Annotated in this window: 11 protein-coding genes; 7 read left to right on the forward strand and 4 right to left on the reverse strand. The window is 66.2% G+C overall.

The features are described from left to right. The first annotated feature begins 337 nt into the window (after nt 1-337). The 7 genes from JQ580_RS29580 (at nt 338) to JQ580_RS29610 (ending at nt 11428) form a co-directional block, all read left to right on the forward strand. Complete coding sequence (locus tag JQ580_RS29580) at nt 338-1882, forward strand: efflux transporter outer membrane subunit (RefSeq protein WP_249134535.1); 1545 nt, start codon at nt 338-340, stop codon at nt 1880-1882. After that, nucleotides 1879-3117, forward strand: coding sequence for an efflux RND transporter periplasmic adaptor subunit (locus JQ580_RS29585; RefSeq protein ID WP_212284209.1), 1239 nt, complete (start codon nt 1879-1881; stop codon nt 3115-3117). Before JQ580_RS29580 ends, JQ580_RS29585 begins: the two co-directional genes overlap by 4 nt. 1 nt (nt 3118) lies before the next feature. Further along, nucleotides 3119-5080: a MacB family efflux pump subunit gene (locus JQ580_RS29590; protein ID WP_212284211.1), complete on the forward strand. Its 1962-nt coding sequence runs from the start codon at nt 3119-3121 to the stop codon at nt 5078-5080. A gap of 90 nt (nt 5081-5170) precedes the next feature. Beyond that, nucleotides 5171-5884 (forward strand): response regulator, encoded by a 714-nt coding sequence (locus JQ580_RS29595; protein ID WP_212284213.1) that lies wholly within the window; start codon nt 5171-5173, stop codon nt 5882-5884. Continuing rightward, entirely contained in the window at nt 5881-7212 is a 1332-nt protein-coding gene (locus JQ580_RS29600; RefSeq protein WP_212284215.1) for an ATP-binding protein, read from the forward strand. The genes JQ580_RS29595 and JQ580_RS29600 overlap by 4 nt, the downstream gene beginning before the upstream one ends. Nucleotides 7213-7267: 55 nt before the next feature. Beyond that, the gene (locus JQ580_RS29605) at nt 7268-8422 is read left to right on the forward strand and encodes an MFS transporter (protein ID WP_212284217.1); all 1155 of its coding nucleotides are present in this window, start codon (nt 7268-7270) and stop codon (nt 8420-8422) included. 159 nt (nt 8423-8581) lie between these two features. After that, nucleotides 8582-11428 carry an ATP-binding protein gene (locus JQ580_RS29610; RefSeq protein ID WP_212284219.1) on the forward strand — a complete coding sequence of 949 codons (2847 nt, stop codon included), beginning with the start codon at nt 8582-8584 and terminating at the stop codon, nt 11426-11428. Nucleotides 11429-11447: 19 nt separating this feature from the next. Here the strand turns inward: JQ580_RS29610 and msrA are convergent, their stop codons facing one another. The 4 genes from msrA to JQ580_RS29630 form a co-directional block, all read right to left on the reverse strand. Beyond that, nucleotides 11448-11963: a peptide-methionine (S)-S-oxide reductase MsrA gene (gene msrA / locus JQ580_RS29615; RefSeq protein ID WP_212284220.1), complete on the reverse strand. Its 516-nt coding sequence runs from the start codon at nt 11961-11963 to the stop codon at nt 11448-11450. A 139-nt stretch (nt 11964-12102) separates the two neighbouring features. Further along, nucleotides 12103-12525: an OsmC family protein gene (locus tag JQ580_RS29620; protein WP_212284222.1), complete on the reverse strand. Its 423-nt coding sequence runs from the start codon at nt 12523-12525 to the stop codon at nt 12103-12105. 203 nt (nt 12526-12728) lie between these two features. Then, on the reverse strand, nt 12729-13577 hold the full coding sequence (locus tag JQ580_RS29625) for an enoyl-CoA hydratase/isomerase family protein (protein ID WP_212284224.1): 849 nt from the start codon (nt 13575-13577) through the stop codon (nt 12729-12731). Nucleotides 13578-13608: 31 nt separating this feature from the next. Then, nucleotides 13609-14922 (reverse strand): epoxide hydrolase family protein, encoded by a 1314-nt coding sequence (locus JQ580_RS29630; RefSeq protein WP_212284226.1) that lies wholly within the window; start codon nt 14920-14922, stop codon nt 13609-13611. Nucleotides 14923-15151 lie beyond the last annotated feature (229 nt).

Consider the following 15151-nt stretch of genomic DNA (forward strand, 5'->3'; position numbering starts at 1 on the left):
CCCGCGCCTCTCGTGCCGACGCTGCCGCGTCCACCGCAAGCCCGGCTCGCGAACGTGACGACTTCACGTCGCCCCTCTTGGGTGAGCCGGGATGGGCGACACATACGCCGAAACCGAATTTCGGTAAAGTGGAATATTTTTGCGCGCGCGGGTTGACAGAGGCCGAAACGGGCGCGCCCTTGGCCCGGAATGTCCGGCAACACCTGTTTACATCCAGCAACATTCGGGCTGCTGAAAGGCCACGATCGCTCGGCTATTGGTTCCAACCTGTTCCTGCCCCTCCGCGGCCCATGGGCGCCCCTCTCGGGGCAAGGCCATATGGATCTCAGCCGATTTGATGCCGTCACATCCGTTCGTCGCAGTCCCCGTACCACCCGCAAAGGAGATTCATCATCCGACGCCCACGCAGTTGCGCGCCGGAGCAGCCTGCTTCGCGCTGACGCTGGGCGGCCTGCTGACCGGCTGTGCGGTTGGTCCGGATTACGAAGGGCCGCCCAAGTTGGAAATGCCTGCGCACTGGAGCACCAGATCGGCGCCGCGACGGCAGACCGGCACACTGGATCGCTGGTGGTTGCGCCTGCGCGATCCCCTGCTCAACCGGCTGATCGAACAAGCCGTCGAAGCCAACCCCGATGTTGCCAAGGCCAAAGCGGCTGTGCGCGAGGCGCGAGCAACGGTCCAGCAGACCAGCGCCGGCCTGTTTCCCTCCGTCAGCGGCACGGCGTCCGTGACCGACAACAAGACCAGTTCGGGCTCCGCCTCGGTCGTCGTCGACGGTGCGCCCTACACGCTGCACCAGGGAAATTTCGATTCCAGCTGGGAGCTCGACCTGTTCGGCGGCACGCAGCGAAACATCGAGGCGGCCGTGCGCGGCGCGCAATCTGCCGAGGAAGATCTGCGCAACAGCCTGGTCACGCTGATCGGCGACGTCGCCGCCTATTATGTCGACGCGCGCGGCTATCAGGCCCGGATTGCGCTGGCGCAGCGCACATCGGCCTCGCAGCGCGACACCGAAAAGCTCACCCGCAGCAAATACGACGCCGGCAGCGGCAACGCCGTCGATCTCGCCAAGGCAACCGCGCAGGCCGCCAGCACTGAGGCGAACGTTCCAACCCATCAGGCCGCGCTCGCGGCCGACATTCACCGGCTCGGCATCCTGCTTGGCCGGCCGCCCGACGGCGTCGCCTCATTGATGGCGCGGTCTGCGCCCGTGCCGGCACCGCGCATGCCGCTCCCCACCGGACTGCCTGCCGATCTCCTGATGAGGCGTCCGGATGTGGCCAGCGCCGAACGCAAGCTGGCCCAGACGACCGCCAAGATCGGCGCGGCCGAGGCCGATCGCTATCCGACGGTATCGTTGACCGGCTCGGTCGGCACCTCGGCGCTGCGCGCCGGCGATCTCGCGAAATACTCCAGCGTGAGCTGGTCGGTCGGTCCCTCGATCACGGTGCCGGTCTTCGACGCCGGCAAGCGCCTGGCCACGGTCAGGATCGCGGAGGCGCAGCGCGACCAGGCGTTTGCGACGTTTCATTCGACCCTGCTCACCGCGTTCGAGGACGTCGAGAACGCCCTGGTCTCGCTGTCGCGCGAACGCGTGCGTGCGACCAAGCTGACGGAAGCGGCCAGAAACTACCGCGAGGCCGCACGGCTGTCGCGATCGCTGTTCGAGACCGGCAGCGCCAGCTTCATCGACGTGCTGGACGCCGAACGGTCGCTGTACTCGGCCGAGGATTCGCTGATCCAGAGCAAGGTGTCGGCGGCCAAGGACTACATTGCGTTGGCAAAGGCGCTCGGCGGCGGCTGGTCCGATCCGGTCGACGTGTCGACGCCGATCATCGTGGACAGCAACACGGGACCTCACTTCCGGGAGACGCGGAAGTGACCGGGATCATCACCTCCAAGCGCCTGAAGATCGCCGCGGCAATCGTTGCCGTCACAGCCACTGGCGTCGTCGCAGCCATGCGCTTTCCGGGGACGTCGAACAAGGCCCAGTCCTACATCACGGCGCCGGTCACCGTCGAAGATCTGCGCGAGGAGGTGCTCGCGAGCGGCACGCTGAAGCCGGCGCGACTGACGGCGGTCGGCGCGCAGGTGTCGGGCCGGATCACCGCTCTCAACGTGCGCGTCGGCGATACGGTCAAGGCGGGCGACGTCATCGCCCAGATCGACCCTGTCACCAAGCAGAACGACCTGCGCAGCTCGGAAGCCTCACTGAAGAACTACCGCGCGCAGAAGACCGAGAAGGAGGCCGCGCTGGTGCTGGCCGAGGCGAACCTCGCACGCCAACAGGCGACCTTGGCCCAGCGCGCGACCTCGCGCAGCGATTTCGACAGCGCGGATGCGACCGTGCGCCAGACCCGCGCCCAGATCGCCGCCCTCGACGCCCTGATCGTGGGTGCCGAAGCCAGCGTCGAGACGGCCAAGGTGAACCTCGACTACACCCGCATCACCGCGCCGATCGACGGCACGGTCCTGGCCACCGTGGCGCAGCAAGGGCAGACGGTCAACGCGGTGCAGTCTGCGCCGACCATCGTCGTGCTCGGCCAGCTCGAGACGATGACGGTGCGGGCGGAGATCTCCGAGGCCGATATCGTCAAGGTAAAGCCCGGCCAACCGCTCTACTTCACCATCCTCGGCGACCAGGATCATCGCTACGAAGCCAAGCTCGAGCAGATCGAGCCGGCTCCCGAATCGATCAAGAGCGACGCCAGCTTCTCCTCCACCACCACGACGTCCAGCTCAAGTTCGAGCTCGTCGAGCTCGACCAGCACGGCGATCTACTACATCGGTGTCTTCAACGTCCCCAACAAGGACTATGCGCTCCGAACCTACATGACCGCCGAGGTGCACATCATCACCGGCGAGGCCAGGCGCGTGAAGGTCATTCCGTCGCTGGCCGTGATGCGGAAATCCGACGGACGCAGCACCGTGCGCACCCTGACCGCATCCGGCGATGTCGCCGAGCGGGAGGTCCGGACCGGCCTCAACGATCGCACCACCGTCGAGATCAAATCCGGCCTCGACGAGGGCGAGCGCGTCATCACCGGCGAAGCGAGCGAGCAGACCGCCTCACGCGGTGCGCCGAGCGGCGGTCCGCCCGGAGGGGGAGGTCTCTGACATGACCGATCCGATCATCGCGCTCGACAACGTCCGGCGGGAATTCGCGGCCGGCGACAACACGGTCGTCGCGCTCGATGACCTCTCGCTATGCATCCTGCCCGGCGAAATGGTCGCGATCATCGGCTCGTCCGGGTCGGGCAAATCGACGCTGCTCAACATCCTCGGCTGTCTCGACCGTCCGACCTCCGGCACCTATCGCGTCGCCGGCAAGAACGTCTTGGAGCTGGATGCCGATGCGCTGGCGGCGCTGCGACGGGAGCATTTCGGCTTCATCTTCCAGCGTTACAACCTGCTCGGGGACCTCTCTGCGGCTGCGAATGTCGAGATCCCCGCCGTCTATGCCGGCATCAATGCGCGCGATCGCCGCACGCGCGCAAACGCACTGCTGGAACGACTCGGCGTCGCGACCCGGGGCGGCCATCGCCCGAACCAGCTCTCCGGCGGCCAACAGCAACGCGTCTCGATCGCGCGAGCCTTGATCAACGGCGCCGAGGTGATCCTGGCGGACGAACCGACCGGCGCGCTCGACCGGCGCAGCGGCGAGGAGGTGCTGAAGATCCTCAAGGAGCTGCATCGCGAGGGACGGACGATCATCATCGTCACTCACGATGCCGATGTCGCCGCGCGGGCCGAGCGCATCATCGAATTGCGCGATGGCAAGATCGCCTCCGATCGCCGCACTGAATCCGCTGCCACGACAGAACCCGCCGCCAAGGTCTCCCGATCCGCAAGGGAGAGCGGTGTCCGCTGGTTCGGCACGATCGGGCGCTTGCGCGAGGCAGCACGCATGGCGTTGGCCGCGATGGCCGCACACCGGTTGCGCGCGTTCCTGACCATGCTCGGCATCATCATCGGCATCGCCGCGGTGTCGTCCGTCGTCGCGCTCGGCAACGCCTCCCAGCGCAAGGTGCTGTCCGACATCTCCAACCTCGGCACCAATACCATCGAGGTTTTCCCGGGCAAGGATTTCGGCGATGCGCGCGCCGGCAAGATCAAGACGCTCGTGGTCGACGATGCCCGCGCGCTCGGCCGGCAGGCCTTCATTGCCGGGGTGACGCCGACGGTCTCGACCAGCACGACAGTGCGATACCGCGGCAACGAGTCCAACGTGCTGGTCAACGGCGTCGGCGAGAGCTACTTCCAGGTCAAGGGGGCCAAGCTGGCGAAAGGCCGCCTGTTCGACGCCGACGCCGTCCGCAACATCGAGCGGCAGGTCGTCATCGACGACAACACCCGCAGGACTTTCTTCGCCGACGACCAGACCTCCGGCATCGGCCGAGTCATCTGGCTCGGCAAGGTGCCCTGCCGCATCGTCGGAATCATCGCCCAGCAGCAGGGCGGATTCGGCTCGAACCAGAACCTGTCGGTGTACCTGCCCTACACCACCGTGCAGGCCCAGTTCACCGGCGACCGTGCGCTGCGCAGCATCCTGCTCCGGATCAGCGACGAGGTCTCGACCAATCTGGCGCAGGACGCCGTGACGACGCTGCTGACGCAGCGGCACAACATGAGGGATTTCGTCATCCTCAACACCGACGATATCCGCCGCACCATCACCAGCACGACGCAAACGCTCGCGTTCCTGGTGGCGGCGATCGCGGTGATCTCGCTGGTAGTCGGCGGGATCGGCGTCATGAACATCATGCTGGTGTCCGTCTCCGAGCGGATTGGCGAGATCGGCGTGCGCATGGCGGTGGGCGCCAGGCGCAGCGACATCCTCCAGCAATTCCTGGTCGAAGCGACCCTGATCTCGTCGATCGGCGGCATCGCCGGCATTCTGATCGCTGTCCTGCTCGGCGTCGCCATCAACCTCGCGGTGCCGGGATTTCAGGTCAGCTATTCGACGTTCTCAATCGGCGCGGCGTTCCTGACCTCGACGGGAATCGGGATCGCTTTCGGCTTTTTCCCCGCCCGCCGCGCCGCATTCCTCGACCCCGTGGTGGCGCTGAGCCGTGACTGACCGTAGGATTGCACCATGACCGTAGTTCTTCGGACGAGACAATCGTCCGCAAATCGACCAACGATCGGTGCCCCCGATGCGATTTCAATCATGACCGACGGCAGCCAGAACATCCTGATCGTGGAGGACGACAAGCCGACCCGCGACCTCATCTCGCGCTATCTGCGCGATCACCAGTTCTCGGTCGACGCGGTCGCGAACGGCAAGGAGATGGACCGCTATCTCTCGAAGGACCGGGTCGATCTGATCGTGCTCGACCTGATGCTGCCGGGTGAGGACGGTCTGAGCCTCTGCCGCCGCCTGCGGACGGACTCCACGACGCCGATCATCATCCTCACCGCCAAGGGCGAGGATCTCGACCGGATTCTCGACCTCGAGATGGGCGCCGACGACTATCTGGCAAAGCCGTTCAACCCGCGCGAGCTCCTCGCCAGGATCAACGCGGTGCTGCGCCGGCGTTCAAGCGGCCTCGCCACCGGCGCCACCGCGGCGCGTCTCAAGTTCCAGGGCTGGACCATCGACCTTCGCCTGCGGGAATTGCGCGATCCGCAAGGCGCCCAGGTCCCGCTGACCAGTGCCGAGTTCGATCTGCTGCAGGCCTTCTGCGAGCGGGCAGGCCGTGTTCTCACCCGCGACAACCTGTTGAGCATGACGCGCGGCCGTCCCGGAGCAAGCTTCGGCCGCAGCATCGACGTGCTGGTCAGCCGGCTGCGTCGCAAGCTCGACCGGACGGAAGAATCGTCCGTGATCAAGACCGTCCGCATCGGGGGTTACGTCTTCACGCCGGTGGTGGAGGAAGCATGAGCCGCACCGCCGACATCGTCGCGCTCTTCAGCTTCCGGCGGATCAGCGGCCAGATCGCTGCCTTGATCCTGGGGTCGCTGATCCTGATCCACGTCCTGATCGCCGGATATTTTCTCCTCAACCAGCCGAAGCTGCTGGCGGACACGCCGCTGGAGCAGATCGAGCTGATCGTGCGCATCATCGCCGACGCGCCGAAAGCCGAGCGTGGGCTGGTCCTGAACAGCGTCAGCCGGACTTTTCCGGCGCTCGAGCTTCAATTGCGGGACGGCGGCTCCGCTGCCGCCACGCCGCAGTCGATGCGGACCTCCCTGCCCATCCCTTCCGCGCTCGGCGTCAGGGCCGAGTTCGTTCGCGGCAGCGGCGCGGACGGCGAGCGCGTCCGGTTCTACCTTCCCGGCGACGACGTGCTCGACGCCACGATCGGCTCGCCCAAAATGCCGGGCTTCGTCAGCGGCCTGTGGACATCGACGCTGCTGTTCCTGGTGGCCAGCCTGACGCTGCTCGGCGTCTGGGCCGGCCGCGCGCTCTCTTCGCCGCTGTCGGCCTTCGCGCGCGCAGCGGAGGATTTCAGCCTGAGCCGATCCTCCGCGCCGCTGCCCGAAAACGGACCGGAGGAGATCAAGTCTGCGGCGAGGGCGCTGAACCGGATGCGGGATCGCATCACCACGCTGATGAACGATAGGACCCGCATGCTCGCGGCCATCAGCCATGATCTGCGCACGCCGATCACGCGTCTGCGGCTGCGTTCGGAATACATCGAAGATCCGGCGCAACGCACGCAGACCGTGCGCGACCTCGACCAGATGCAGTCGATGCTCGAATCGGTGCTGTCCCTCCTGCGCAGCGAGAGCCCGGTCGAGCCGACGCTGGTGGACGTCGCGGCGCTGCTGCAAATGGTTTGCGACCAATTTTCGGATTCCGGATTCGCCGTCACCTATTCCGGACCGGACCGGGCCGCCTTCATCCTGCGGCCCGACGAGATCGTCCGCGCGGTCACCAACCTCGTCGAGAACGCAACCCGCTTCGGAACTCAGATCGAGGTTGCGCTGTCGACGGCCGGGGACCGGCTCGTCATCGACGTCTCCGACGACGGGCCGGGCATTCCCGAGGAACGGAAGGCCGCGATGCTGGAGCCCTTCGTGCGCGGAGAGGAAGCGCGCACGATGGACGAGAGGGCCGGATTCGGTCTCGGCCTCTCGATCGCGCAGACGATCGTGACCGCGCACGGCGGATCGCTTCAGCTGCTCGACAACGCGCCAAGGGGCCTGCGCGTCCGCCTGCAACTCGCGCGGGCCGCCCGTGACGATTTGCAAGCGCTCCGGACATAAAGCCGCGGCATTTCCCGGGCTTGTCGATCGCCCCGCCTGCTTTCCCGGAGTTCCCATGTCTTCCGCCGACCGGCCATCGACGCGCCTTGCGACCCGGCTTGCCTTCCTCGTCGCCGGTTTCGGCATCTCGTGCTGGGCGCCGCTGGTGCCGTTCGCGAAGACGCGGCTCGGCGTCGATGACGGCGTGCTCGGACTTCTGCTGCTCAGCCTCGGCATCGGCTCGGTCATTGCGATGCTGGTGACCGGGCTCGTGAGCGCGCGCTACGGCAGCAGGCCGATCATCATTGCGGGCGGGTTCGGGCTGGCGCTAGTCCTGCCCCTGCTCGCCGTTGCGGCCTCGCCCGCAACGCTGGCGCTGGCGCTGTTCGCATTCGGCGCCGCGCTCGGCTCGATCGACGTCGCCATGAACATCCACGCCGTGGAGGTCGAGCGCGCCGCGGCACGCCCGCTGATGTCCGGCTTCCACGCGCTGTTCAGCATCGGGGGCTTTGCCGGATCCGCGCTGATGACGGCGCTGCTCTCGCTGCAATTCGGCACGCTCGCCTGCACCTTGATCTGCGCCGTCCTGATGCTGGTCGCGATGGTCGTGACCTCACCGCGCCTGCTTCGTTCCGTACATGTGCAGGAGGGCCCCCTGTTCGTGCTGCCACACGGATCGGTGCTGCTGCTCGCGCTGCTCGGCGCCATCACCTTCCTGGTCGAAGGCGCGATGCTGGATTGGGGCGCCCTGCTCGTCATCGGCGCAGGTCTCGTCACCGCGGCGCAAGGCGGAGCCGGCTATATCGTGTTCTCGATCGCGATGACTGCGGGCCGGCTCGGCGGCGATGCCGTCGTTGCGCGCATCGGCGACCGCGCGACGTTGCTGTGGGGCAGCTTCATTGCGATCGCCGGCTTCGTGGTCCTGCTGACGGCGCCCGTTGCGGCGGTCGCCATCGCCGGCTTCCTGCTGATCGGGCTCGGCGCGTCGAATCTCGTGCCGGTGCTGTTCCGCCGGGCGGCGCGGCAGACGGTGATGCCCACGGGGCTTGCGGTTGCGGCGATCACGACTGCAGGCTACGCGGGAATCCTGGTCGGCCCCGCCGGTGTCGGCTTCGTGGCACGTTTGGGCGGATTGCCCATGGCCTTCTGGCTGCTGGCTGTGCTGATGAGTCTGGTCGCGTTGACGGCGGGTATTGTCACAAAGGACCCGGGTCGGACCATGGCGACCTAACCCCTTCCATACCCTGCATTATTCAGGCGGATCGAAGACGAGCCCAGGCCATCCGCGCAGGTCTGCCAGCCATGCGGCTTTCCGCCGGTTTACTGTACGGCGCGTTCTGCTAGACCACAACGAGATACCTTTTGACTCCCGTTGCGGGGGCAATGGCACGTGCCAGCTCACAATAACAATCAAGACTCGGCCATTTCATTCGGGCCATTTCGGCTGCTTCCCAAGTCCCGGCTCCTCGAGAAGGAAGGGGTGCCGCTTCACGTCGGCGGCCGCGCACTCGATATTCTCATCCTGCTGGCCGAGCGTCCCGGCGAAGTCGTCGACAAGAGAGAGCTGGTCAAGCGCATCTGGGCCGACGTGAATGTCGACGAGGGTAGCCTGCGCTTCCATGTCGCAGCGTTGCGCAAGGTGCTCGGCGACACCGGCAAATCGGCCCGTTATGTCCTCAATGTGCCCGGCCGCGGCTATTGCTTCGTCGCCCCGTTTGCCCAGGCCGCCTCGCAGACCGTGCCGGCCGCCGCCGATATCATGCTCCCCCGCTCCCTGCCCGCCCAGCTTTCAAAGATGGTCGGACGCGAGGAGGTCGTCGAGAAGATTTCCAACGGCCTGACGCTCTATCGCTTCATGACCCTGGTCGGTCCTGGCGGCATCGGCAAGACCGCCGTCGCCGTCACAGTCGGGCATCGGCGCTCGGCGGATTTCGACGGCCGCGTCTTCTTCGTCGATTTCGGTCCGCTGCGGGACGCCAGCCATGTCCCAACCACCATCGCCGCCGTGCTCGGACTGACCGTCAGCGCGGAGGATCCGACACCGGCGGTCCTGACATTTCTGAAGACCGGACCGGCGCTGCTGATCTTCGACAGTTGCGAGCATGTGCTGGACACGCTGGCGCCGATCGTGGAGCGCATCGTTCGCGAAGCGCCGCAGCTTCGTGTTCTCGCCACCAGCCGCGAGTCGTTCAGGAGCGAAGGCGAGCGGATCTTCCGGCTGTTTCCGCTGGATTGCCCGCCCGAGCGCGAGGGCCTCGACGTCACCGAGGTTCTGGCCTACCCCGCGGCGCAGCTCTTCGTCGAACGCATCGCGCAGAGCTCCGGGCCGTTCCAGCTCAGCGCCGAAGAGGCGCCGCTTGTCGCCAGCATCTGCCGGCGGCTCGACGGCATTGCGCTGGCGATCGAACTCGCGGCGGGCCGTGTCAATGCCTATGGCATTGCCGGCACGGCCGCCCTGCTCGATAGCCGCTTCTCGCTGCAATGGCGCGGACGGCGCACGGCCGTCCCGCGGCACCAGACGCTCGCCGCCGCCCTCGACTGGAGCTACGACCTGCTGCCACCGGCGGAAAGCGCCACCTTGCGGCGATTGTCGGTGTTCGCCGGACCCTTTGCGCCGGAGGCGGCCGCTGCGATCGCGTCCGGCGATGGCCTCAGCACCCCGGAGACGCTGGAGGCGATCGACAGCCTGGTCACCAAATCGCTGATCTCGCCATCCGGCTCGCGGGCGCTGCGCTATCGCCTGCTCGACACCACGCGCACCTATGCGCTCGGGAAGCTGAAGGAGCTCGGCGAAAACGGGCAGTTCGCGCGGCGTCATGCCGAGCATTTTCGCGATTTCTTCGAGCGCGCGGGGGCCGACACCTCGACGCCGCTGCCCGAATGGCTCAGCACCTATGGAGGGGAGCTCGACAATGTACGCACGGCGCTGGATTGGGCGTTCGGGCCCGACGGCGACACCAGTATCGGCATCGCGCTGACAGCGGCCGCGGTCACCCTGTGGGTGCGCCTGTCGCTGTTCGCCGAATGCCGCGAGCGCAGCAGGACGGCACTGGCGGCGCTCGCAGACGATCGCGACAACGACCGCGTTCGCATGCAGCTGCTGTCGGCACTCGGCTGGTCGCTGATGTATGGCGAAGGCCGCGCGCGCGAGGCGCGCCCGATCCTCGAGACGACGCTGGAGCTGGCCGAGAGCCTCGACGACAAGGATTTCCGGCTACGGGCGCTGTGGGGCCTGTGCATCGACCAGTTCAACAACGGGCAGTTCGGCAAGGCCCGCGTGCTCGCCGAGCGCTTTGCGAACGCGGCCGCCAACTCGCCCGACAACACCGATCTCATGTTGGGCGACCGCCTGATGGCGGTGGCGTTGCATTATCTGGGAGACCAGAACGAGGCGCGGCAGCGGATCGACCGGGTGAACGCATCGCTGCATGTGCTGGTGGAGAAGCCGAAGATCTTCCCGCTCGATCTCAGGATATCGACGCAATATTTTCGAGCCCGCATCCTGTGGCTACAGGGCTTCGCCGACCAGGCCCAGGCGCTCGCCGCCAACAACATCGAGGAAGGCCGTGCCAACGGCCATGCGCTGACCTTCTGCAGCGTGCTGGGGCAGGCCGCCTGCCCGATCGCGTTCTGGTCCGGCGATTTCGCTGCCGCCGAGCGCCACGGCACCGAGCTGCTCGAACACACCGAGCGCCACGGAATCCGGCTGTGGGGCCTGTGGGCACGGGCCTTCAACGCCGCGGTTGTGGCCAGGCGCGGCGACATCGCCACCGGCCTGCCGCTTTTGCGCGAAGAGCTCAACCGCGCCGGCGACGCGCGCTTCCTGCCGCGCTTCCTGCCGCTGCTCGGCGAGCTCGCCGCGTGCTTTCTCGAAGCTGACCAGGTCGACCGGGGCCTCGACGTGATCGAGGACGTCCTGACCCGCTGTAACGATCGGCAGGAGCTCTGGTACCTGCCGGAGCTGCTCCGCATCAAGGGAGAATTGATGCTCAGAAGCGCGCGGCATTCGGCGCAGGCCGAGGCGCGTTTCCGCGAAGCGATGGGCATCGCCGTCGAGCAGGGGGCGCGTTTCTGGGAGCTTAGATGCGCGACCAGCCTTGCGCGGTCGATGAGCGCGGCCGGCCAGAGTGCGGAAGCTCGAGCGATGCTCGACCATGTCTGCGGGACGTTTGCCGAAGGCTCCGACATCGCCGACATGCGCATGGCCCGCGATCTGATTGCGCGATCGCAGGCCTGACAACGCGTGGCGCCTCGATCTAGCCTCCCGCAGCCATCGCGCGGCGCGGCAGCTTCCAGTCCGGCCGGATGAAATGGCAGGTGTAGCCGTCAGGATAACGTTCGAGATAATCCTGATGCTCGGGCTCGGCCTCCCAGAACTCGCCTGCGGGCGCGACCTCGGTCACCACCTTGCCCGGCCACAGGCCCGAGGCCTCAACGTCGGCGATGGTGTCTTCGGCGATCCGCTTCTGCTCGTCGCTCGTATAGAAGATTGCCGAGCGATAGCTGGTGCCCCGATCATTGCCCTGGCGATTGAGCGTGGACGGATCGTGGATCTGGAAGAAGAATTCCAGCATGGTCCGGTAGCTCGTCTTGGCGGGATCGAACATGATCTCGATTGCCTCGGCGTGGCCTTCGTGGTTGCGGTAGGTCGCGTTTTTCACCGCACCGCCTGTGTAGCCGACGCGTGTGGAGATCACGCCTGGTTGCTTGCGGATCAGATCCTGCATGCCCCAGAAGCAGCCTCCGGCCAAAACTGCGCGTTCCATCGTCATCTGTTCGCTCCCAATTGCCCGTTCCGTCGCTTCTGCATCTGCCTCATGGTATTCCTTTCGTTGCCCGGCCGAAAGCCGGGCATGCCTCTTTGCGTCCATCCGGGTCATGAGCCGAGTGGCATGGACTGACAGCTCGCCGCTAGCCCATCTTGGCGTCGAGCGTGATCTCGGCGTTGAGCACCTTCGACACCGGGCAGTTCTTCTCGGCTTCCCCGGCGATCTTGGCAAAACCGGCCTCGTCGAGGTTCGGCACCTTGGCGCGCAAGGTGAGCGCCGATTTGGCGATCTTGAATCCCTTGCCTTCGGGCTCGAGCGTCACCGCAGCTTCGGTCGAGAGCTCCTCCGGCGTGAAACCTGCCATCTGAAGCCCAAAGGCCAGCGCCATCGTGAAGCAGCCGGCATGGGCCGCCGCGATCAACTCCTCGGGATTGGTGCCCCTCTCGTTCTCAAAACGGGTCTTGAACGAATAAGGCGTCTCGGCGAGGACGCCGGAGTCGCTCGAGAGCTGGCCGGTGCCGTCGCGGCCGGTGCCCTTCCATACTGCCTTTGCCTTGCGGATCATCTCACATCTCCTTGTTTGCTTGCACACCGGCACTCTTTACCGATCGAAGGCGGCATCGGCATGACCGCCCGCCGCCGCTCCAACCGGCAGATCATCGCTGCGGTTCCGTCGAATCCCGTTCCGATGCCATCGGAACGAGATTTGATTCTTGTTTCGACGCGTTTTCTTCACGCGAACCGGCTGCCACGTCGCTCGAAAACGCCTTAGCTGCCGATCTGCCCGACATGGAAGCCGAGCCGGTTCTCGACGTCGCCGGCGCGATGGAAGCCGCGCGCCATCAGCGCCTTGATGCGGGCCTGGCTCGCGGGGCGGCCGAGCGAGGCCAGGAACGCGTCCCATTCCGGCTTGATATCGACGTCCGGCGGCAGGCTTGCGACATCGACGAGACGCTTTGTCTCGGCGATCGCCTCCTTATCGAAGGACGCGATGCGCATGGCGAGCGCCTCGACGAATCCATCCAGCTCGGCGTCCGGCAACGACCGGTTGACGTAACCGTAGCGTTCGGCCAGATCGCCACGGATGTCGTCGGCGCCGAGTAGCACTTCGAGCGCGCGGCCGCGGCCCATCAGGCGCGGCAATCGCGCCATCGGCCCGCCACCCGGCACGAGCCCCGCCCCGACCTCCCATTGCGACAGGATCGCCTTCTCGCGGCTGGCAAAGCGCATGTCGCTCGCGAGCGCGAGCTCGCTGCCGACGCCCGTCGCGCGGCCCCGGATCGCGGCGATGGAGACGACCGGCGCGCGGCTGAGGCGCACCAGCGTGTCAGGCAGCGACTGCAGGCCGGTCGGCCCGGGCGGGACCTTGAGTGAATCCTCGAGCGGCGCGAGAAAGTCGTAATGCGTGATGAAGAAGCCTTCGACCGCGCTGTCGAACACGACGACCTTCACGTCCGGATCGGTTTCGATCGCTGTCACGACGTCATTGAGCAATGGAAGATGCCTCGGGCCAAAGATATTCACCGGCGGCATATCGAAGGTGACGCGCCAATAGGTCGGCAGCCGGCGCTCAAGGCGGATGTCACCGGTCGTAAAATTGCGTTCGGGACGGTTCATTGCTTGCACTCCTGATGTCTGGGTTCGCGTCTCAGATCGATTGCCGCAGCGGCCGGAATGCGGTCCGCACCTCCGCGGAGAACAGCGCCGGCTGCTCCCAGGCCGCGAAGTGTCCGCCCTTGTCGAGGCGGTTGTAGTGGATCAGTTTGGGATAGGCCTTCTCGGCCCAGCTCCGCGGCGCGGCGTAGATTTCGTCGGGAAAGACGCTGACGGCGACCGGGATATTGACGTGCTTGGGCGCAAAGAACACCAGCTTGTTCTCCCAGTACAGCCGCGCCGACGACACCGCGGTGTTGGTGAGCCAATAGAGCATGATGTTGTCGACCACATCGTCGCGCGACAGCCCTTCCGTACCGCCGTCGAACACGCGCGCGATCATCGCGGCGCTGCGCGCATCGTGGTCGAGCATCCACGACGCCAGGCCCGCGGGCGAATCCACGAGACCGATGAGCGTTTGCGGCCGGTTTGACATCTCGATCGCGTAGCCGAGGCCGTGCTTGTAGAAATCGTCGAGCTGGTCGTAGGCAAGGCGCTCTTCGGCCGAAAGGTTCGCCGGGCGCGTTCCGCCCGGTTGCAGCGCCTTGGCGATGTCGTCGGGGACGGTCGCGGGCATGTTGGTGTGGATGCCGAGCAATTCAGGCGGCGCAATCAGCGCCATCTGCTCGGTGACCGCGTTACCCCAATCGCCGCCCTGCGCAACATAACGGTTGTAGCCGAGCCGCTTCATCAGCACGATCCAGGCCCGCGCGATGCGCTGGGGGTCCCAGCCGAGCACCGTCGGCTTGCCCGAGAAGCCGTGGCCGGGGAGCGAGGGAATCACGAGGTCGAACGCGTCCGCGGCCTTGGCGCCATGCGCGGTCGGATCGGTGAGCGGACCGACGATCTTCATCTGCTCGATGATCGAGCCGGGCCAGCCATGCGTGACGATCATCGGCAATGCATTCCCGTGCCGCGAGCGGACGTGAATGAAGTGGATGTCGACGCCATCGATCTCGGTCACGAATTGCGGCAGCGCGTTCAACCGCGCTTCCAGCTTGCGCCAGTCGTAGTCGTTCTGCCAGTAACGTACGAGCTGTTGCACCGTCGTCAGCTGCACGCCTTGCGACTGATCGGTGACGATCTCGCGATCCGGCCAGCGCGTGGCGGCCAGGCGCCGGCGCAGGTCGAGCAGATCCTGCTCGGGCACGCTGATCTGGAAGGGGCGAATGGCGCCGCCGGCGGCAGCCTTGGCCGGATGCAGCGGCAACAGGCTCGACACGCTGGCGGCGATCGCCGTCATCGCGGCCTGGCTCATCAATTGACGGCGGTCTGGATTGAGGCTGTCGGATCGTGCTTGCGTGGTCATGTTGGGTCTCCCTTGCTTTGGTCGGTGACGCTGACCGAATTCGAATTCGATACGTCCCTTGGTGTGCAGGGAGATTGGCTCAGGCCCCGGCAATTTGCGCGTTATGGCTTGTTAGCTTGCGTTAGCCGTTGCGAGTCCACGCAAGGCAAGAGGGCGACGGCAGAGGCGCCATGCGAAACAGCGCGCGATCATCATCGCGCGCCGTTCGGCCAGGATCGGGAGATATCTT

The sequence above is a fragment of the Bradyrhizobium sp. SZCCT0148 genome (assembly GCF_018129985.1).
Taxonomy (GTDB): Bacteria; Pseudomonadota; Alphaproteobacteria; order Rhizobiales; family Xanthobacteraceae; genus Bradyrhizobium; species Bradyrhizobium japonicum_H.

Coding starts and splice junctions, on each gene's coding strand:
- JQ580_RS29590 (WP_212284211.1), top strand. CDS start 3,119: ATGACCGATCCGATCATCGCGCTCGACAACGTCCGGCGGGAATTCGCG.
- JQ580_RS29630 (WP_212284226.1), bottom strand. CDS start 14,922: ATGACCACGCAAGCACGATCCGACAGCCTCAATCCAGACCGCCGTCAA.
- JQ580_RS29625 (WP_212284224.1), bottom strand. CDS start 13,577: ATGAACCGTCCCGAACGCAATTTTACGACCGGTGACATCCGCCTTGAG.
- JQ580_RS29620 (WP_212284222.1), bottom strand. CDS start 12,525: ATGATCCGCAAGGCAAAGGCAGTATGGAAGGGCACCGGCCGCGACGGC.
- JQ580_RS29600 (WP_212284215.1), top strand. CDS start 5,881: ATGAGCCGCACCGCCGACATCGTCGCGCTCTTCAGCTTCCGGCGGATC.
- JQ580_RS29605 (WP_212284217.1), top strand. CDS start 7,268: ATGTCTTCCGCCGACCGGCCATCGACGCGCCTTGCGACCCGGCTTGCC.
- JQ580_RS29595 (WP_212284213.1), top strand. CDS start 5,171: ATGACCGACGGCAGCCAGAACATCCTGATCGTGGAGGACGACAAGCCG.
- JQ580_RS29580 (WP_249134535.1), top strand. CDS start 338: ATGCCGTCACATCCGTTCGTCGCAGTCCCCGTACCACCCGCAAAGGAG.
- msrA (WP_212284220.1), bottom strand. CDS start 11,963: ATGACGATGGAACGCGCAGTTTTGGCCGGAGGCTGCTTCTGGGGCATG.